The 18,666-nt window shown below is 65.5% G+C and carries 23 protein-coding genes; 11 read left to right on the plus strand and 12 right to left on the minus strand.

Annotation, left to right across the window (positions count from 1 at the left end):
- Positions 1-108: 108 nt before the first annotated feature.
- Complete coding sequence (locus ACE3TU_RS02990) at positions 109-621, minus strand: prepilin peptidase (protein WP_374620044.1); 513 nt, start codon at positions 619-621, stop codon at positions 109-111.
- Between the two features lie 134 nt (positions 622-755).
- On the minus strand, positions 756-932 hold the full coding sequence (locus tag ACE3TU_RS02995) for a Flp family type IVb pilin (RefSeq protein ID WP_374620047.1): 177 nt from the start codon (positions 930-932) through the stop codon (positions 756-758).
- A 342-nt stretch (positions 933-1,274) separates the two neighbouring features.
- Between ACE3TU_RS02995 and ACE3TU_RS03000 the strand changes: the two genes are divergently transcribed.
- The 4 genes from ACE3TU_RS03000 to ACE3TU_RS03015 all read left to right on the plus strand — a co-directional run bounded on the left by ACE3TU_RS03000 (position 1,275) and on the right by ACE3TU_RS03015 (position 3,627).
- On the plus strand, positions 1,275-1,727 hold the full coding sequence (locus tag ACE3TU_RS03000) for a pilus assembly protein N-terminal domain-containing protein (protein WP_374620050.1): 453 nt from the start codon (positions 1,275-1,277) through the stop codon (positions 1,725-1,727).
- Between the two features lie 64 nt (positions 1,728-1,791).
- Positions 1,792-2,376 (plus strand): TadE/TadG family type IV pilus assembly protein, encoded by a 585-nt coding sequence (locus tag ACE3TU_RS03005; protein WP_374620053.1) that lies wholly within the window; start codon positions 1,792-1,794, stop codon positions 2,374-2,376.
- A 20-nt stretch (positions 2,377-2,396) separates the two neighbouring features.
- Positions 2,397-2,942: a TadE/TadG family type IV pilus assembly protein gene (locus tag ACE3TU_RS03010; RefSeq protein ID WP_374620055.1), complete on the plus strand. Its 546-nt coding sequence runs from the start codon at positions 2,397-2,399 to the stop codon at positions 2,940-2,942.
- A 67-nt stretch (positions 2,943-3,009) separates the two neighbouring features.
- Positions 3,010-3,627, plus strand: a complete 618-nt coding sequence (locus tag ACE3TU_RS03015; RefSeq protein WP_374620058.1) for an HAD family hydrolase — start codon at positions 3,010-3,012, stop codon at positions 3,625-3,627.
- A gap of 39 nt (positions 3,628-3,666) precedes the next feature.
- Here ACE3TU_RS03015 and msrB read toward each other — a convergent pair whose 3' ends face one another.
- From msrB to ACE3TU_RS03035, 4 genes are all read right to left on the minus strand, one after another.
- Entirely contained in the window at positions 3,667-4,164 is a 498-nt protein-coding gene (gene msrB / locus ACE3TU_RS03020; protein WP_374620061.1) for a peptide-methionine (R)-S-oxide reductase MsrB, read from the minus strand.
- 135 nt (positions 4,165-4,299) lie between these two features.
- A complete protein-coding gene (locus tag ACE3TU_RS03025; RefSeq protein WP_374620064.1) occupies positions 4,300-4,863 on the minus strand; it encodes a fasciclin domain-containing protein in 564 nt (187 codons plus the stop codon).
- A gap of 169 nt (positions 4,864-5,032) precedes the next feature.
- Positions 5,033-5,746, minus strand: coding sequence for an anti-sigma factor domain-containing protein (locus ACE3TU_RS03030; protein ID WP_374620066.1), 714 nt, complete (start codon positions 5,744-5,746; stop codon positions 5,033-5,035).
- Entirely contained in the window at positions 5,743-6,288 is a 546-nt protein-coding gene (locus ACE3TU_RS03035; protein WP_374620068.1) for a sigma-70 family RNA polymerase sigma factor, read from the minus strand. The genes ACE3TU_RS03030 and ACE3TU_RS03035 overlap by 4 nt, the downstream gene beginning before the upstream one ends.
- 132 nt (positions 6,289-6,420) lie before the next feature.
- On the opposite strand from ACE3TU_RS03035, the gene argB reads away from it, so the two are divergent.
- The gene (gene argB, locus ACE3TU_RS03040; protein WP_374620070.1) at positions 6,421-7,329 is read left to right on the plus strand and encodes an acetylglutamate kinase; all 909 of its coding nucleotides are present in this window, start codon (positions 6,421-6,423) and stop codon (positions 7,327-7,329) included.
- Between the two features lie 53 nt (positions 7,330-7,382).
- Here the strand turns inward: argB and ACE3TU_RS03045 are convergent, their stop codons facing one another.
- Both ACE3TU_RS03045 and ACE3TU_RS03050 read right to left on the minus strand, forming a co-directional pair.
- Positions 7,383-8,867 carry an MFS transporter gene (locus ACE3TU_RS03045; RefSeq protein ID WP_374620072.1) on the minus strand — a complete coding sequence of 495 codons (1,485 nt, stop codon included), beginning with the start codon at positions 8,865-8,867 and terminating at the stop codon, positions 7,383-7,385.
- Entirely contained in the window at positions 8,864-9,484 is a 621-nt protein-coding gene (locus ACE3TU_RS03050; RefSeq protein WP_374620074.1) for a TetR/AcrR family transcriptional regulator, read from the minus strand. Before ACE3TU_RS03050 ends, ACE3TU_RS03045 begins: the two co-directional genes overlap by 4 nt.
- A 360-nt stretch (positions 9,485-9,844) precedes the next feature.
- Here ACE3TU_RS03050 and ACE3TU_RS03055 point away from each other — a divergent pair, with 360 nt between their 5' ends.
- The gene (locus ACE3TU_RS03055) at positions 9,845-10,546 is read left to right on the plus strand and encodes a pyrimidine 5'-nucleotidase (protein ID WP_374620076.1); all 702 of its coding nucleotides are present in this window, start codon (positions 9,845-9,847) and stop codon (positions 10,544-10,546) included.
- Between the two features lie 42 nt (positions 10,547-10,588).
- On the opposite strand, the gene ACE3TU_RS03060 is transcribed toward ACE3TU_RS03055, so the two are convergent.
- Positions 10,589-11,440 carry an LOG family protein gene (locus ACE3TU_RS03060; protein WP_374620079.1) on the minus strand — a complete coding sequence of 284 codons (852 nt, stop codon included), beginning with the start codon at positions 11,438-11,440 and terminating at the stop codon, positions 10,589-10,591.
- 149 nt (positions 11,441-11,589) lie between these two features.
- Between ACE3TU_RS03060 and dapD the strand changes: the two genes are divergently transcribed.
- The 3 genes from dapD (at position 11,590) to ACE3TU_RS03075 (ending at position 14,258) form a co-directional block, all read left to right on the plus strand.
- Positions 11,590-12,432 (plus strand): 2,3,4,5-tetrahydropyridine-2,6-dicarboxylate N-succinyltransferase, encoded by an 843-nt coding sequence (dapD, locus tag ACE3TU_RS03065; RefSeq protein ID WP_374620082.1) that lies wholly within the window; start codon positions 11,590-11,592, stop codon positions 12,430-12,432.
- Positions 12,433-12,437: 5 nt separating this feature from the next.
- Complete coding sequence (gene dapE, locus ACE3TU_RS03070; RefSeq protein ID WP_374620085.1) at positions 12,438-13,586, plus strand: succinyl-diaminopimelate desuccinylase; 1,149 nt, start codon at positions 12,438-12,440, stop codon at positions 13,584-13,586.
- 102 nt (positions 13,587-13,688) lie between these two features.
- On the plus strand, positions 13,689-14,258 hold the full coding sequence (locus tag ACE3TU_RS03075) for a hypothetical protein (protein ID WP_374620088.1): 570 nt from the start codon (positions 13,689-13,691) through the stop codon (positions 14,256-14,258).
- Here the strand turns inward: ACE3TU_RS03075 and truA are convergent.
- From truA to def, 3 genes are all read right to left on the minus strand, one after another.
- A complete protein-coding gene (gene truA / locus ACE3TU_RS03080) occupies positions 14,252-14,989 on the minus strand; it encodes a tRNA pseudouridine(38-40) synthase TruA (protein ID WP_374620091.1) in 738 nt (245 codons plus the stop codon). The genes ACE3TU_RS03075 and truA overlap by 7 nt on opposite strands.
- Entirely contained in the window at positions 14,989-15,909 is a 921-nt protein-coding gene (gene fmt / locus ACE3TU_RS03085) for a methionyl-tRNA formyltransferase (RefSeq protein ID WP_374620094.1), read from the minus strand. The genes truA and fmt overlap by 1 nt, the downstream gene beginning before the upstream one ends.
- A 143-nt stretch (positions 15,910-16,052) precedes the next feature.
- A complete protein-coding gene (def, locus tag ACE3TU_RS03090) occupies positions 16,053-16,565 on the minus strand; it encodes a peptide deformylase (RefSeq protein ID WP_374620097.1) in 513 nt (170 codons plus the stop codon).
- A gap of 106 nt (positions 16,566-16,671) precedes the next feature.
- On the opposite strand from def, the gene ACE3TU_RS03095 reads away from it, so the two are divergent.
- Positions 16,672-17,847 carry a DNA recombination protein RmuC gene (locus ACE3TU_RS03095; RefSeq protein WP_374620099.1) on the plus strand — a complete coding sequence of 392 codons (1,176 nt, stop codon included), beginning with the start codon at positions 16,672-16,674 and terminating at the stop codon, positions 17,845-17,847.
- A gap of 91 nt (positions 17,848-17,938) precedes the next feature.
- Positions 17,939-18,666 (plus strand): dienelactone hydrolase family protein (locus ACE3TU_RS03100; RefSeq protein WP_374620102.1); only part of this gene is annotated, 728 nt, incomplete at its 3' end.

The raw sequence follows: 18,666 nt of genomic DNA on the forward strand, positions 1-18,666 counted from the left end.
AGACGCAAAGGCGTCCGACTACTCAGTCCCCGACTATCCGGGCAAAGGGTCAAAGTTTGGTTAATCGATGCTTGTCAATTACGGTTAACGGGCCGTTCCCGTCGTGCATCACGCGACGAAGTGCTGGAAGATGATGCTGTCGGAATAGACCAGCAGGCCAGCTGCTGCGAGCGCAATGCCATACGGAACGCCGGACTTGCTGTCGTGCAGTCGGTCGATCCAGGCCACCCGGCGCAACCGCTCGGGCAGGGGCCAGCGTCGCGCCGCCAGCAGGATGAGCGTTAGGGCGCCCCCGAGGAGCGACGCGTAGACAAGATAGGGCAGCATCATGCCGAAGCCGAGCCACAGGGTCGTGGCGGCCACCAGTTTGGCGTCGCCGCCGCCGATCCAGCCGAAGGCGAAGAAGGCGAAGGAGAAGACCAGGACCAACGCAGCGCAGGCCAGGTGCATGCCGATGGTCTCGAGCGGCATGCCGATGGCGAGTGCAAGCACGAAGAAGCCGACGATCACCAGCAGCACGAGACGGTTGGATATCCGCATGGTCAGCAGGTCCGAGGACGCAGCCAGCGCCATCAGCAGCGGGAAGACGAGCAGAGCGACAACGGACAGGGCAGGGAGCATGGACCGGCTGGTTCACGGACTGGCCGGTCGACCGGCTCTGCAGCAGCTTCGCCGAGCAGGGTTAACAAACCCCGAACAACAAGAAGGGGGCACGCACGCCCCCTTCGGAATTCGCAGCGATACCGCGATCGGTATCAGGTCGTCGAAGCGCTGTTGAGCTTCGTCGAGATCTTGTTGAAGAGGCCGGACAGGCTGCCACCGAGGGTGGTCGCGGCAGCGATGATGCCAACGGCGATGAGCGCGGCAATCAGGCCGTATTCGATCGCAGTGGCGCCGGACTCGTCATTCACGAAACGAGCGACAGTGTTCATATTGGGGCTCCTTGCACACGTCATTCTGTGACAGCATCGCTGGATGCGTCAGCACCGTTCGACACATCGAACATAGCCTTACGCTAGAGGGGACGTCTTGATTTTGGGTTAATCGGAAATCGCTGAAAGGCCCGCACCACGGGGCTTTCCGGCGTGGTCAACAAGGCGTTTCGGCCGACATCGCAAACGTACCGAATCTACCGAGAAGCCCGGATTCCGGCACTAAAGTTCTGATTACGAACAATCTCGCCCGAGTCCTGCGTGGCTCCGTTTGCCAATTGTTCACCATTCCGCGCAACACTTGGTTCAGCGTAGTCCTCAAGTAAGCCGAGGTCCCTTCTGATGATCCGCAAGAGTTTGGCGGTGCTGACCTGCCTTCTGACCGTCTGCGCGTCGGCGCCGTCGGCCCTCGCCGAAGGGGCCCCGGTAAGCGTCAAGGTCAACATGGCGCGTATCCTCCGGATCAATGCTCCGGCGGCGACGGTGATCATCGGCAATCCCGGCATTGCCGACGTGACCATCCAGGATCCGCAGACACTCGTGCTGACCGGCCGCAGCTACGGACAGACCAACCTGATTGTCCTCGACGGCATGGGCAATCCGATCGCCGACACATTGGTCGAGGTCGTGCAGGATTTGGCGAACGTGGTGACCGTCTACATGGGCGACAAGCGCGGCACGCTGGCCTGCTCCCCCGTCTGCCAGTCGATCATCATGCTCGGTGATGACAGCGACTTCACCTCCGACGCCGTCGGCTCCGCCTCGACCGTTTCGGCGATGGCGGCCGGCAACTGAGCACTGCCGGTTCGCGCCAAATCTCCGGCCCTCACTAACCAATGCTTAGTCCAGCGCCGGTAACATGCGGGGCATGGCGCGAATACGATCCCTTGTGCGGTGGCTGATGATGCCGGCATTGCGCCGCGGACGCGCCTTCGCGCGCGACGACCGCGGCGTGACCGCCATCGAATTCGCCATCCTGGCCTTGCCGTTCTTCACCATCATCGCGGCGATTCTCGAGACCACCCTGGTGTTCTTTGCCGGGCAGATTCTCGACAGCGCCGTGCAGGACGCGGCCCGCCTCCTGCGCACGGGTCAGGCTCAGAACGCCACCTACAATGCCAGCAACTTCCGTACCGCGATCTGCAACGGCCTCTTCGGCATGTTCAACTGCGCGAATCTGCGCATCAAGGTCTCGGTCGTTTCCAACTTCAGCAGTGCCACTACCAGCTACCCGTTGCCCACTGGAGGCAGTTGCACGCCCTCGAGCTGCGACTGGACCATGTCGGAAAGCTATGCGCCGGGAGTCGGCGGCGAGGTGGTGCTGGTCCAGGCGTACTACAAGTGGCCGACGATAGTGCATCTGCCGGGATTCAACCTGCAGGATCAGCCGGACGGCACCCGCCTGCTCGGTGCGGTGCGCGTGTTCAAGAACGAGCCGTTCTGATGCTCGGCCGGAACCTTCGCTTGTTTGTCGGTCTGGCCCGGGAAGAGCGGGGCGTCGCCGCCGTCGAGTTCGCCCTGATCCTGCCGCTGCTGATCCTGCTCTACTTCGGAACCGTCGAGTCTGCGTCGCTGTTCACGGTTGATCGCCGGGTGGCGACCGTGGCGAGCACCATGGCCGACCTCGTCTCACGCGAGAAGAACTCGATCAGCCAGAGTACGACGCTGGCCAACTATTTCCAGGCCGCAAACGGCATCATGCAACCCTATCCGACGACCAACCTCACGCAGGTAGTTACTTTGCTCAAGGTCACGTCCGCCGGAGCGACCACGGTGGTGTGGAGCGTCGGACACAATGGCGGCGTCGCCCGGACCGTCGATGCGAGTTATGACCTGCCGGCCTCCAGCCAGATCAACCTGCTTGCCCGGACCAACAGCTACCTCGTCATGTCCGAGATCTCATATCCCTACAAGCCGCTGTTCGGCATGGTGATCACGAACGCGATCAACCTCTCGCGCACCGAGTACTTCCTGCCGCGCTACGAGGCCAAGATCGACCTCGTCAGTTGAGCGTCGCCGCGCTTGCCCCCTGTGGCAGCGCCATGCCATAGGCGGGCGGTCGAACAGTGAGGCCCCCATGCACGACACCCTGATTCCGGTCTTCGACCTCGGCGGCGTCTTCGTCGACTGGAACCCGATGTACCTGTTCCGCAAGCTGTTCGACAGCGAGGAAGAGGCACAGTGGTTTCAGGACAACATCTGCACCAGGGACTGGAACCTTACCTTCGATGCAGGCGACATCTACGCCGAGGGCGTGGCGCGGCTGATTACCCGCTATCCACGATACTGGCGTGAGATCCAGGCCTACGACCAGCGCTGGAAAGAGACACTGGGTGAGCTGATCCCCGGAACGATCGCCATTCACGATGAACTGATCGCCGCCGAGGTCCCGACCTTTGCGATCACCAACTTCTCCTGGGAAAAGTGGATGAGCTGCCTCGGCGAATGGCCGTTCCTCGAGAAGTTCGATGGCGTGGTCGTGTCCGGGCTGGAGGGGTTGGTGAAGCCCGATCCGCGCATCTACCGCGTCTTCTGCGAGCGCTACGGGCTTGCACCCGAGAGCTGCGTGTTCATCGACGACAGCGAGCCCAACGTCGTCTCTGCGCGGAAGTTCGGCATGCACGCCGTCCACTTCACCGATCCCAGGGCGCTGCGCAAGGAACTTGTCGGCCTCGGCCTGCCCGTGAAGAAGTAGCCGGTTCGGGCCTGGTGCAGTCGACCTGCACCCGCGGGGTCATGCGGGCGTGAAGGTGAGCGCGAGCCCGTTCATGCAGTAGCGCAGTCCGGTCGGCTGCGGACCATCGGTGAAGACGTGGCCGAGGTGGCCGCCGCAGCGCCGGCAATGCACCTCGGTACGCGGATATCCCAGCTTGTGGTCGGTCGATTCGCCGACGGCATTCTCGAGTGGCTGGTAGAAGCTGGGCCAGCCGGTGCCGCTGTCATACTTGGTGGCCGCGTCGAACAGCGGCAGTTCGCACCCGGCGCAGGAGAAGATCCCCGCCCTGTGCTCGTCGAGCAACGGAGAGGTGCCGGGATACTCGGTGGCCTCGTGGCGGAGCACCTCGAAGACATTGGGGGGAAGTTTTGCCTTCCACTCGGCCTCGGACAGCGAGACCTCGAAGCTGCCTTCCGCGGCAACGCTGCCGCCCATCGGGCGCAAGGCCGCCGCCGCGGCCCCCAGTGCCAACAGCGCTACGCCACCGGAAAGCAAGGAACGACGACCTATCTGCATGGGACTGCCCTTTCACTGTTTCGGAGAGTAACGCCGTGCGAGCTCTCCGTGCACCTCAAAAACCCGTGTCCCGCCCATTGGGCGGAACACGGCGCGTGGCCTGTGCGTCGGAGTTCGCTGGACCCCGGCGAAAGGCTACATCTTGGGCAGCAGCACCTTGTCGATGACGTGGATCACGCCGTTCGACTGGATCACGTCGGCAATGGTGACATTGGCAACGCCGCCGGCCTCATCGGTGATCGTGACCATGCCGTTGTCCGCCTTGAGCCAGAGCTTGCAGCCCCCGAGGGTATCGACCTCGTGCGTGCCGCCATCGTCCATCGCCATCTTGCTGATGTCCGCTGCCAGCGCCTTGGCCGGGATCACATGGCAGGTGAGGATCTTGGTCAGCTGGTCCTTGTTCTCGGGCTTGAGCAGCGACTCCACCGTGCCGGCCGGCAGCGCGTCAAAGGCGGCGTTGACGGGGGCGAGTACGGTGAACGGGCCGTCGCCCTTCAGCGCGTCGACAAGTCCGGCCGCCTGCACCGCGGCCACCAGGGTGGTGTGGTCGGGCGAGGTCACGGCATTGTCGATGATATCCTTGTTCTCGTACATCGGCATGCCGCCGACCATCGGGTTTTCCGCATGCGCCACGCCGGCAATGGCGGAGATCGAGAGCATGGTGGAGAGGGCGAAAAGGCGCAGGGTGGAGAGCTTCATCTGGTGTCCTTCCTTGGTTTTCCCGCGTGCTTTGCGGTAAGGCGGACGAAGTTACGAGGAGGCTTCCGGCAGAGTTTCAACTACGACGGCGGGGCCGGATCACGATCTGTTGGTGCTGCCGAAGTGATCCGGGCGGCAGGTTCGCTCGTTCGCGCGCGCGGCCGAGCGCCTAGATCGGCGTCGCCGCGCCCTTGGCGACGATGGGCCCCGTCGGCGCTCCGCTGGGTGAGCCGCCGCGCGGTTCGACGGAGATGGCCAGCACGGTGCCTGCCTCGAAACGTGCCGTGATCTCGGGGCTGAGCGTCACGTCGCTGCGCGCCAGGGCGCGGATCACCCCCATCGAAATGGGGGGAGACGACCCCGTGATCGCCCACAGTTCGAAGTCCTTGTCCGGCGCCGCCTCGCCGGAGAGCCCGGTGACCCGGACGCTGCCGGTTGCCGGATTGACGAGCGCGACGAAGCTGACATCCGAGCCCTGCTCGTTCAGCGTCGCTACCAGTTGATCGGCGAAAGCCCGTGGATCGAGCCTTGGCGGCTGCAGCAGGTTGAACACCATGGCGACGAGTGCGACCGACAGCCCGGCCGCCGCCAGGCCACGCCACAGCGGCAACGAGTTCCACCAACCAGCGAAGCCCGGTGGCGGGCCGAACAGCCGCCGATCGATCTCCGGCCAGGCTCCCGCCGGTGGCTTTGCCTCGGCGAACTCGTCATCGAGGCTCGACAGGCGGACCTGCCAGAGCCGCAGTTCAGCGGCGAGACCGGGTTCGGCAGCAAGTCGCCGGGCCAGTGCCGCATGCTCGGCAGCATCCAGCAAGCCGAGCGCATACTCGGCAACCAGCACCCGATCACTCTCGCTAGCACCGCTGTCGCCGTCACGGCTCATGCCGAAAGACACTCCCTGAGCTTGATGAGGCTGCGTCTCAACCAGGTCCGCATGGTATTGAGCGGTACCTTGTGGCGCACCGCCAGTTCCTCGTAGCTGAAGCCGTCGAGATAGGCCCCGCGCACGCAGTCGGCTTTGTCGGGCTCCAGCGCGTCGAGGCAGCCCTCAATGCGGCCGCGTTCGGACCGCTCGATGCTGGCCTGTTCCGGCGTCGGCGCCGCGTCGGCAATTTCGCTCGCCGCATCGATATCCGCGGCTGCCGGCTTTCTGGCCCGCAGCAGGTCGAGGCAATGGTTGCGGGCCACCGCCACCAGCCAGCTGATCGGGCTGTAGCCCCCCATGACGTATCGATCCGCGCGCTGCCAGACCTTGACATAGACGTCCTGCAGCGCCTCCTCGGCTTCCGCCCGGTCTCTCAGGATACGCAGTGTCACACCGAAAAGTTTCGCACTGGTGCGCCCGTAGAGGTCGCGGAACGCGTCCCGGTCGCGCAGTGCCACCCGGGCGATCAGGTGGGCGATGTCGGGCGGGTCAGGGGACATGAACAGACCCTAGCGACTCGCCGCCCGGCTGCCTAGCCTCGCACCGCGACAAGAAAGCATCGCGATTGCGTGTTGAAGCGATCCGCAAAACCGCTTTTCCCGCGGCGCCAATGCGCTATAGGACGGAGTATCATGGATACGCAGCGCGCTATGCCCGACATCGAGAGTTTCTCCCGCGACGCAGCCGTCTTGAGCCAGGCGCTGCCCTATATGCAGCGCTATGAAGGCAAGACCGTCGTCGTCAAGTACGGTGGCCATGCCATGGGCGACATCGCGCTCGGCCGCGGCTTTGCACGCGATATCGCACTGCTCAAGCAGTCCAAGGTCAACCCGATCGTGGTGCACGGTGGTGGGCCGCAGATTGCGTCGATGCTGAAGAACCTCGGCATCGAGTCGAAGTTCGAGGGCGGACTGCGCGTCACCGACCAGCGGACGATGGACGTCGTCGAAATGGTCCTTGCCGGCTCCATCAACAAGGAGATCGTGGCGCTGATCAATGCCGAAGGCGAGTGGGCGATCGGCCTGTGCGGCAAGGACGGCAACATGGTCTTTGCCAGGAAGGCCGAGAAGAAGGTCAAGGACCCCGGCTCGAACATCGAGCGCCTCCTCGATCTCGGCTTTGTCGGTGAGCCGGTGGAGGTCGACCGCACGCTGCTGGATCTCCTGGCGCGTTCCGAGATGATTCCGGTCATTGCGCCGGTCGCGCCCGGCCGCGATGGCAACACCTACAACATCAACGCCGATACCTTCGCCGGTGCCATCGCCGGCTCCCTCGGCGCCAAGCGCCTGCTCTTCCTCACCGACGTCGACGGCGTGCTCGACGCCAACAAGCAGCTCATCCCCGAATTGACCATGCGCGATGCCAAGGCGCTGATCGCCGACGGCACCATCTCGGGCGGCATGATCCCCAAGGTCGAGACGTGCCTCGAGGCGCTGGACAATGGTGTCGAGGGCGTCGTGATTCTCAATGGCAAGACGCCGCACGTGGTCCTGGTGGAGCTGTTTACGGCTCACGGTGCCGGCACGCTGATCGTCCGCTGACGCCATTGCTGGCCTCAAGCGCGGCGGCCGCCATCGCGGGCGGCCGTCTTCGTTCAACTCCCTGCCGCAGGGCGTCCCGCGGCGGGTGCCTCTGGCCGCCTGATCCTGAGGAACGGCACCAGCACCACCACCAGTGAGAAGGCGACGATTTGGTAGACGATCGCCGGCCCTGCGGCTGAGGCGTAGGCGGCCTTGGGCGGCATTCCGGACATGAAGTTCTCGCCCAGGATGGTGAAGAAGATTTCGCCCACGATGGCGATGCCGAAGGCGCCGCCGATCTGCTGGAACGCCTGCAGCGCTCCCGCGCCGGCGCCGGCGTCTCGTGGGGGAACCCCCGACAGCACGGTCTGGAACAGGCCGGAAAACCCCAGGCCGAGCCCGAGACCGGCGATGAACAGCGGCGGGAGAAAGCTCAGGTGCTCTGCCGTCTCACCCAGGCCCCTGAACACGATGTCGACCCAGCTGATGCCGAACACCAGCAGTGCCGCCCCCAGCCCCAGCCGGGTCCTGAGATAGCGCTGTCCGAGTCGGCCGATGACCAGTGAAACGACCATCACGCCGACCGAGAATGGCGTGTTGATGAGGCCGGACTGCAGGGGCGTGAACCCATAGCCCTGCTGCAGGCTCAGGGAGATGACCATGAACATTGCCGGGATGCCGGAGGCGAAGATCGTGGTGACGAGCAGCCCAAGCAGGAAATTGGGATTTGTGATGAGGCTGTAGTTGAGCAGTTGCGGCGCATTGGTGGCGGCACGGCGACGCTCCCAGAGCACGAACAAGACCACGAGCACCAGCGAGCCGCCCATCAGCCCGAACGCCCAGGCCGGCCAGCCATAGGCACGCCCTTCGATGATCGGAAACACCAGCGCAACCGTCGCCGCACCGAACAGCCCGATCCCGACGAAGTCGTTCTTGAGGTCCGCGTGGCCGGGGGTCCGGGGAATCAGGAACCAGCCTGCGACCAGCGCAAGGACGCCGAACGGGATGTTGACGAGGAAGATCGGCCGCCAGTCGAGGCCACCGATATCGGCTCCGATGAGCAGGCCGCCAACCAGGGGTCCGGTGACCGCGGCAAGACTGGCGCTCAGTCCGAACAGCGAGAAGGCCTGTCCTTTCTCCTCGGGCGGAAACGTCACCTGGGCAATGGCAAGCACCTGCGGCGTCATCGCCGCCCCGGCGAGGCCTTGCAGCACGCGTGCGACAATGAGCCATTCGATCGAGGGTGCGAGGCCGCAGAACGCCGATGCCGCCGTGAAGGCCGCCACTCCGATGAGGAACATGCGGGTTCGTCCGACCACATCGCCGAGCCTGCCGAACGGCAGCAGCCCCAAGGCAAAGCTCAGCACATAGGCCGCGATCACCCACTCGATCTCGTTGGGCCCCGCGCCCAGGTCGCGCTCCAGGCTGGGCAGCGCGACGTTGACGATCGTGACGTCGATCAGGTTCATGAAGCTCGCGAGCAGCAGCACGAACAACGCGATCCAGCGGCGCGGGTCGGCCTCGGCCTTGCTGGCCGGGGGGTGGAAGGCGTGACTCATTGGGCTGTGTCCTTTGCGACGTTGGGGTTGGCGACGGCGCGGCGCAATTCGGCGCACAGTCGCTCGTAATCGGTGGAGGAGGCGTCGGCGACGCGGCCGAAGCCGACCAGGGCGCCGATGACCATCTGGGCGGCAGGCTCCGGATCGAGGTCAGCGCGGAAGCTGCCGTCTTCGCGGCCGGCCCGCAGGATATCGGCCATCATCTCGCGCCAGCGGGCCATCATTGGCTGCACCGCATCCCGCACCGTGGGATCGCGCCGGCCGCGCTCCAGCAACTCGGACATGACCGCGAGTACCTCGAGCTTCCGGGTGAGCATCTCGTGGAAATCGAAGAACTCATGCTCGAGCCGCTCGCGCGGCGTGAGGTGGTCCCGTGGCCGAAGCTGGGACTGGGCCCGGAACTCGGTCCGCATCGATTCGGTCACCAGCCCGACAAGCGCCTCCTTGGTCGGCACGTGATAGTGCAGGGTGGCGACATTGATCCCCACCCGGTCGGCGATGTCGCGGGTGCGCAGGCCCTCCATGCCCTTCTCGACGATCAGAGCACAGGCCGCCCTGGCGATGGCCTGCCGGCGGTCTTCGCTGCTTTCTCGCTTGTGCGGGGGGGTGTGCGCCATGCGTCGGGTCTCGATCGTCACCGGCGTGTAACACCTCAAATCGACACAATCAATCAGTTGATTGAGAAAATACAGAGCGCTCTCTGGTACCATCCTGGCGCAGGGGGCCGGGCCGTTGCGGGATTTGCGGCCTGTGCGCCAACCCCCGAGGCTGGCCCGCGGGAGGCCATCATGCTAGACGAGTTAGGGAGCAAGGGTGGCGATGAGCTTCATCGACAGGTACTGGATGCTGATCGGCGCGGTTGCGCTGGTCCTGTTGATCGTCGGCGGCGGCTACTATTTCGCGGGTGCCTTCAGCGGCACCTAGCGCCCGACCGATGCCCAGGAGCCGAACGGCCGAATAACCGGTATGCTGATGCCATGAACCCAATCCCATCGCCTCGCTCGCTGTCCCATGTCCGCGACTGGGTCTTTGATCTCGACAACACCCTCTACCCGCGCGAGTGCAACCTGTTCGCGCAGATCGACCTGCTGATCTCGGACTACATGGTGGGGGTGACCAACCTGCCCTACGACGCGGCAAGGCGGTTGCAGAAGGACTATTACCGCGACTATGGCACGACGCTGAACGGGTTGATGCAGCTGCATGACGTCGATCCGGATCACTACCTGTCCACTGTCCATGCGATCGACTATTCGCCGGTGGCGCCGCACGAGGCGCTGATTGCGGCGATCCGCTCACTTCCCGGGCGGAAGTTCATCCTCACCAATGGCGATGTCGGCCACGCCCGGTCCGTGCTCGGGCGCCTCGGTAATGCCGCCGATCTGTTCGAGGACATCTTCGACATCCGCGCCATGAGCTATCGGCCCAAGCCTCTTCCGGAGGCCTATGAGTCGTTCTTCTCCACGCATGGCATCGACACGCAGAAGGCGGCGATGTTCGACGACCTCGAAAAAAATCTGCTCGTGCCGCACGAAACCGGCATGGTCACCGTGCAGGTGGTGGCGAGCGACGATTTCGCCCACGACCAGGTCGATCCCTGGGAACTCGAGCGGACCGGCGGCGCGCATGTGCACCACGTCACCGCCGACCTCGCAGGCTTTCTCAGCAAGTTGCCGTAGCTTGGCCCGGCCAGCCGTTTCGCCCTGTCCGTGGCGATGCGGCTACGACGCCATCTCGACTTCGGGGAGGCCATAGTGCGCACGTATGACGTCCCAGCCCTCCCTGGCGCTGTCGACGACGGTGAACAGCTTCACATCATCCGGCGAGATGGTGCCGGCCTCCGCCAGCGCGTCGAAATTGATGATCCGGCGCCAGAACTCGATCCCGAACAGCAATAGCGGGATGCGCTCCATCCGGCCGGTCTGGATGAGCGTGAGCGTTTCGAAGAACTCGTCGAGCGTGCCGAACCCGCCGGGAAAAATGGCAACGGCCCGCGCCCGCATCAGGAAGTGGATCTTGCGGGTCGCGAAGTAGTGGAAATTGAAGCAGAGGTCCGGCGTCACGTAGCTGTTGGGAGTCTGTTCATGCGGCAGGACGATGTTGAGGCCGACAGTGGGTGCGCCGACATCGCCGGCCCCGCGATTGCCCGCTTCCATCACGCCGGGCCCGCCGCCGGTCACCACCACGTAGTCGCGGAAGTCGAGCGCCTTCGAGGTCAGCGAGGCGTACTGTGCAAAGCGCCGCGCCTCATCATAGTAGCGCGAGGCGGCCTCGAGGTTCTGCTTCTGCACTTCGTTGCGCGCCGCCCAGGCCGACTGTCCCGGTTCGGGAATGCGGGCGCCGCCGAACAGCACCACGGTCGAGTTGATGCCCTTCTCCCGCAGACGGAACTCGGTCTTGAGGTACTCGAGCTGGAACCGGACGCCGCGCGTATCCTCCGAGGTGAGGAAGTCGTCATCGGCAAAGGCCAGCCGGAAGGTCGGCGACAGGGTCTGGGCGGTCGAGGGGGCCTGTTTGGCTGCGTCGATATCCTCGATCGAGGTGCGCAGCGAAGTGTGCCGGCGTCTGGCCATTCTGGCTCTCCGTAGTCTTGAGCACGGATCGTCGCAGACGCGGGTTAAGGACACGTGGCGGACTGCGGGTCCTGGCGATGCGCGACATCGATTGACTCGGGTCGGCGTGCCGCTAATGTCCGCGCCGTCCAGCCCCGGAGAAGGCCCTCATGTCGACCTACGCCGATCTTGCCCAGACCATCGATTCCGCCTGGGAGGCCCGCGCTGAGATTTCTCCTGCAACCGGCGGTACTGTCCGCGACGCCGTGAACACGGCGCTCGAACTGCTCGATTCGGGTAGGGCGAGGGTTGCCGAGAAGCTGGATGGCGGCTGGCAGGTCAATCAGTGGCTGAAGAAGGCCGTGCTGCTGAGCTTCCGGCTCAACGACAATGCCGTGATCCAGGGCCCGGGCGGCACCACCTGGTGGGACAAGGTGCCATCCAAGTTCGAGGGGTGGGGCGAGAACCGCTTCCGCGAGGCGGGATTCCGCGCCGTGCCCGGCTCGATCGTCCGCCGCGGCGCTCATGTCGGCAAGGGCGTCGTGCTGATGCCGAGCTTCGTCAATATCGGCGCCTTCGTCGACGAGGGCTCGATGGTTGATGGCTGGGCGACCGTCGGCTCCTGTGCCCAGATCGGCAAGCACGTGCATCTGTCGGGTGGCGTCGGCATCGGCGGGGTTCTCGAGCCGATGCAGGCAGGTCCCACCATCATCGAGGACAATTGCTTCATCGGTGCTCGTTCCGAGGTGGTCGAGGGGGTGGTCATCGGCGAGGGCTCCGTGCTCTCCATGGGCGTCTACATCGGTGCCTCGACCAAGATCGTCGATCGCGCCACCGGCGAAGTGCACATCGGCCGCGTCCCACCCTACTCGGTGGTTGTCTCCGGGAACCTGCCCGGCAAGCCCTTCCCCAACGGCCAGCCCGGTCCGAGCCTCTACTGCGCCGTGATCGTCAAGACAGTGGACGCGCAGACCCGCAGCAAGACCGGAATCAACGAGTTGCTCAGGGACTGAGGCACTTGATCGATCCCGTCCTGCTGCTCGCCGACCTGATCCGCCAGCCCTCGGTCACTCCAGAACCCGCCGAAGTGCTCGAGGTGATCGAGCGCGCGCTTCTCCCGCTCGGATTTGTATGCCAGCGCGTGCGCTTCGAGGGCGACGGATCCTACCCGGTCGACAACCTCTTCGCGACGCGCGGCACGGTTGGCCGGCATCTCCTCTTTGCCGGGCACACGGACGTGGTTCCGCCGGGGGACGTCGCTGCCTGGGCTCATCCGCCCTTCGCCGCCGAAATCGTCGATGGCACGATCTACGGTCGCGGTGCGGCCGACATGAAGTCCGGCATCGCTGCCTTCATCGCGGCCGTATCGGCGGCAGTTGCCGATGGCAGCGCCGACAAAGGCACCGTCTCGCTGGCCATCACCAATGACGAGGAAGCCGACTCGATCAACGGCACCGACAAGTTGATGGCCTGGGCCGGGGCCCGGGGACACCGCTTCGATTTCGCCATCGTCGGCGAACCGAGCGCCACGGCGCGGGTGGGCGACAGCATCAAGGTCGGTCGGCGAGGTTCGCTCAACGGCCGGATCACCGTCACCGGGACGCAGGGCCACGTGGCCTATCCGGACAAGGCGAACAACCCGCTGCCGGTCGCCGCTGCCCTGCTCCTGGCGCTCTCGGGCAAGCTGGACGACGGTAGCGAGCACTTTCCTCCCTCGAACCTCGAGTTCACCTCCGTCGACGTGGGCAACGACACGACGAACGTCATTCCGGCGACGGTCAGGCTCCGCTTCAATGTGCGCTACAATGACCGCTGGACTCCCGAGGCCCTGGGTGACGCCGTGCGGGAAGTGATTGCCGGCCAGGACCTGCGCGACTGCACCGTGGTCTTCGAGGTCGTCGGCAGGCCGTCGCGTTCTTTCCTGTCGCCGCTCGGCGGCGGCGTCGAGACGCTGATCGAGACCATCGCCCGGGCCACCGGCATCCCGCCCGAACTCTCGACCGGGGGAGGTACCTCCGACGCGCGGTTCATCGCCGAGTATTGCCCGGTGGTGGAATTCGGGCTCCCCGGCCCCTCCATGCACAAGGTCGACGAACACGTGCGGCTCGCAGACGTCGAAGCGCTGGCGCGACTGTACCGCGACTTCATCGCCGACTATCTGGGATAGGCGAGAGCGGCCGCCTCGTTTGCGCGGGCACCCGCTTGGGCGTGCTTGTCACCGCGCGTTCCCGGCTCTACATGCAGCACACCCATGGCGAAGGACCGCTGAGTGTCTCGACCGACCACGACCTACACCGCCGAGGTGCGGAGTGCCCTGCGCGGCATTCTGGCCCTGCTGACCGGTGACCGATCCGCCGCGCGCTACTTCGATTTCTCGCGTTCGGGAATGGCAGGCAGCTTCATCGCCGTGCTCGCCGTTGCCGCCGTGCAACTGGTGGCGCAGGTGGCGCTCGGCATCGGCGGACCCGGGGACATCACCCGCGGTGCAGTGCAGACGGTGATCATCTATGGCGCCTTCATCGGGGCGAGCGCCGTGCTGCTATCGTTGATCGGACGGCGTGACGCCTTCCCGCCATTCGTCGTCACCTACAACTGGACCAACGCGGCGCTGACCGTCCTGCTGCCGTTCCTGTTCCTGACCGGAGTCCTCCCGACCCTGGTGGTCACCCTGGTCGTCACCCTCCTGTTGCTCGTCAACATCGGTCGGCTGGTCATGACGCTGAAGGGCGGCCAGATCGCCATGCTGCTCGCGACCCAGATGATTGGCGGCATTGTTGCCCTGATCATCGTCTCGGTCCTGTTTCCGGTTGGGCCCGGCGAGATGGGGTTGCTTCAGTAGTCCACGCCGGTGAGGTAGAGTCCGTCGGGCGGCGCCAGCGGGCCGCAGGCGGCGCGACTGCGCGCGTCGAGCGCGCCGCGGAACTGCGCCGGCGTCCACCGCCCCTCGCCGACCAGTTTCAGTGAACCCACCATCGACCGTACCTGGCTGTGCAGAAAGCTCTGCGCCCTTGCCGCGACAACGACCATCTCCCCGTGTCGGCTGACCTCGAGATGCTCCAGCGTACGGATCGGCGAATTGGCCTGGCATTCCGAGGCACGAAAGGTCGTGAAGTCATGGCGACCGAGAATGAGCTGCGCCGCTGCATGCATCGCTGCCGCATCGAGCGGGACCGCGACGTGCCAGACCCGCCCCTCCTCGAGCGCGGCCCGTGCCCGTCGGTTGAGGATGCGGTACTCATACCGGCGCGCCGTGGCCGAGAACCGGGCCTCGAAGTCGTCCGCGGTCCGCGAGGCCTCGACGATCGCCACCGGGTGCGGCTTGGTGTGAAAGTTGAGCGCCTCGCGAACCCGGAACGCATCCCACTGCCGCGACAGGTCGAAACTGACCACCTGGCCGAGTGCGTGCACTCCGGCATCGGTGCGCCCCGCGGCCTGGATCGAGACGCTCTCTCCGGAGAACCGGGCAATGGCCTCTTCCACAACCTGTTGCACCGACATCGCATTGGCTTGCCGCTGCCAGCCGCAGAACGGCCGGCCGTCATACTCCACGGTGAGTCTGTAGCGCGGCATCAGCCGGCCCGTTCGGGCAGGGGCCCCGCGCCGCGCAGGAAGGTAGCCGCGTCCATGGCGCCCTTGCCCTCCCGCTGCACCGCGACGAGGCGCACGGCACCAGTGCCGCAGGCCACGGCAAGATCGGCGAGGATCGTCCCCGGTGGCGCTGATCCCTCGCTGAGCGTGGAGCGCAGCACCTTGATGCGCGTGGGCATCCCATGCAGAGCGAGTTCGCACCAGGCGCCGGGGAAGGGCGCGAGGCCGCGGATCAGGTTGTGGACCTCCTGCGCCGACCGGGTCCAGTCGATGCGCGCCTCGGCCTTGTCGATCTTGGCGGCGTATGTGACGCCTTCGGCCGGCTGCGGCGTGAACTCAAGGCTGCCGCGCTCCAGCGCGGCGAGGGCTCGTCCCATCAGGTCGGCGCCGACCAGCATCATCCTGTCGTGCAGTTCGCCTGCCGTCATGTCCGCGCCGATCGGCATTTCCTCGACAAGCCCCACCGGGCCGGTATCGAGTCCCTCGTCCATGCGCATCACCATGACGCCGGTGCGCCTGTCGCCGGCCATCACCGCGCGCTGGATCGGAGCTGCACCGCGCCAGCGCGGCAGCAGCGAGCCGTGCAGGTTGAGGCAGCCGAGCCGCGGCGCAGACAGGATCGCGGCGGGCAGGATCAGACCATAGGCGACGACAACCGCCAGGTCGGCCTCGAGGCCGGCAAAGGCCGCCTGTTCCTCGGCCGACTTCAACGAGCGCGGTGTATGCACCTCGATGCCGAAGCCCTCGGCAGCAAGATGCACCGGCGACTTGCGCTCGGCCTGGCCGCGCCCGGCGGGTTTCGGGGCGCGGCTATAGACGGCCACGACCTCATGGCCGGAAGAGACGATCTCGGTGAGGGTGGGCACCGCGAACTCGGGCGTGCCCATGAAGATGATGCGCATCGATCGGCAGTCCTCACACCGGGGTCACCCCGGCGAAGGCCGGGGCCTGTCCTGAGATGGTCCATAACCCTCGGTGGTTGATTGATCCAGCTCAGAATGGAGTCCGGCCTTCGCCGGAAGGACACCGTGCGGGTGGGCAGCGCCTACCCCGCCCGGCGGGCCTGCTTCTGAAACTTCTTGAGCACGCGGTCGCGTTTCAGCCGGCTCAGATAGTCGATGTAGAGCACACCGTCGAGGTGGTCGAGTTCGTGCTGGATGCAGATGGCCAGCCGGTCGCCGGCCTCGAGCTCAACCGTCTCACCCTCGAGACTGGTGTAGCGCACCTTGACCTCGGCCGGTCGCTCGACCTCGTAGTAGAGTTCGGGGATGGAGAGGCATCCCTCTTCCGTCGTGACGGTCTCGTCCGAATAGCTGAGGATTTCGGGGTTGATCATGACGATCGGTGCCTTGGGCTCGTCGTCCTTGCTGAGGTCCATCACCACGATGCGCCGCAGTTCGCCGACCTGGGGCGCGGCGAGCCCTATTCCTGGCGCGTCGTACATGGTGTCGAGCATGTCCTGGGCCAATTGCCTGATCCCGTCGTCGATCTTGTCGATCGGCTCGGCAATCGCGCGCAGGCGCTCGTCGGGCAGGATCAGGATGGGGCGCTTGGCCATGGAATGGGTCCTTTGCGGCAAGTGTTGCTGAATATGGTATTTCCAGCTGCCCGGTCAACCGGCCGAAGGCGAACAAAAGGGAAACCGAATCGGATAGGGTCGCGTGATGGACCGCGTACTCGTCACCATCGGTGAAGCCGCCATCACGCTCGAGCAGGGGCTGCTCGGCGCCGCCGGGCTCTTCGTGCTGCTGCTGGTGAGCGTTCTCGTCGTCCTGATCCGCCAGGCGCGCGACCGGCAGGACGAGGCGCAGCGGCTGCACGACGAAGCGGTGGCGGCCCGCGTCCGCTCCGAGGAGACCGAGCGCACCATTGCCGACCTGTTGCGTGTCCAGTCCGAAATGACCGGGCGCATGCAGACCATGAGCGAGATCTTCGGTTCGCGCACCTCCGATCTGGCTCGCCTTGTCAACGAGCGGCTCGACAGCCAGGGCCAGCGCATCGGGGCGGTGGTGCAGGAGACCAACCAGCGCACCAACGAGAGCCTGGCCAAGCTCCAGGAGCGGTTGGCGGTGATCGACCGGGCGCAGTCCAACATCACTCAGCTGAGCCAGGACGTGGTGTCGCTGCAGGCGATCCTTGCCAACAAGCAGACGCGCGGCGCCTTCGGCCAGGGCCGCATGGAGGCAATCCTGGGGGACGGGCTGGCGCCGAATGCCTATGGCTTCCAGACCACCCTCTCGAACGGTCGCCGCCCCGACGCAATCGTCTACATGCCCAATGGCGCGCCGCCGCTGGTGATCGACGCCAAGTTTCCGCTCGAGAGCTGGCAGCGCCTGGCCTCGGCGCAAAGTCCGGAGGAACTTCGCTTCGCTGCCAACGGTTTTCGCACCGACATGGGTGTCCACATCAAGGCGATTGCCGAGAACTACCTGATCGCCGGCGAGACGGCGGACACCGCCTTCCTGTTCGTGCCCTCGGAGTCGATCTTCGCCGACCTGCACGAGAAGTTCGAGGATGTGGTGCAGCGCGCGCTGAAAGCACGCGTGGTGATCGTTTCGCCCTCGATTCTGATGCTATCGGTGCAGGTGGTGCAGGCACTGCTGCGTGACGTGCGCATGCGCGAAGAGGCCCACCGCATCCAGAAGGAGGTGCGGGAACTGCTTGCCGATATCGGCCGGCTCGATGAGCGTGTGCGCAAGCTGCAGACGCACTTCACTCAGGCCGCCGGCGACATCGGCGACATCGCCACCTCGTCCTCCAAGGTGGCGCGACGCGGCGAGCGCATCGAGGCCATGGAGTTCGATGACCCGGTGCTGCCGCAGCGCCTCGCCGGCGAGTAGTCGGGGCGGTCACAAGCGCTCACAAGGGCGTCATCCGCCATTCCTGCTTGGCATTTGTGTCGTAGCGTGGCGCACCACAGAGGAGGATGCCATGGACGATCGTTCCGACGCCGGCCCGAAGATCACCCAGGAGATGATCAACCTTTTCGACGACTACACGCATCTCAGTCTCGATCGACGCCGGTTCATGGATCATCTAGCCAGGCTCGCCGGTTCGATGAGCGCGGCAACCGTTGCCGCGGCCATGATGGCGTCCAACAGCCGGGCAGCCGGACTGGTCGCCGAGGACGATGCGCGGCTGCGGGGCAGTGACATCACCTATCCGGGCGCGAGGGGCGAGATGAAGGGCTACCTCGTCATCCCGGCGACAGGCGGTCCGTTCGGCTCCGTCATCGTCGTCCACGAGAATCGCGGCCTCAATGCCCATATCAGGGATGTGACGCGCCGCGTCGCGCTGGAGGGATTTCTGGCGCTGGCGCCAGATTTCCTGTCCGACCTGGGGGGCACCCCGGCCGACGAGGAGGCGGCCCGGCCGATGTTCCAGACGCTCTCGGCGGCCGATGTCGCGGCAAACGGTGTCGCAACCGTCACCTTCCTGTCGGGTCACGAGAAGTCCAACGGCAAGGTCGGGGCGATGGGGTTCTGCTGGGGCGGCGGCACCGTCAACAACCTTGCGGTGTCCTCACCCGAGCTCAGGGCCGCGGTCCCCTACTATGGCGGACAGCCCAATCCCGAGGCGGTGCCGGCGATCAAGGCCCGGCTGATGGCGCACTATGGCGGCCTCGACGATCGCATCAACGCCGGCATCCCGGCCTTCGA

This window comes from Devosia sp., from assembly GCF_041917035.1.
GTDB lineage: Bacteria > Pseudomonadota > Alphaproteobacteria > Rhizobiales > Devosiaceae > Devosia_A.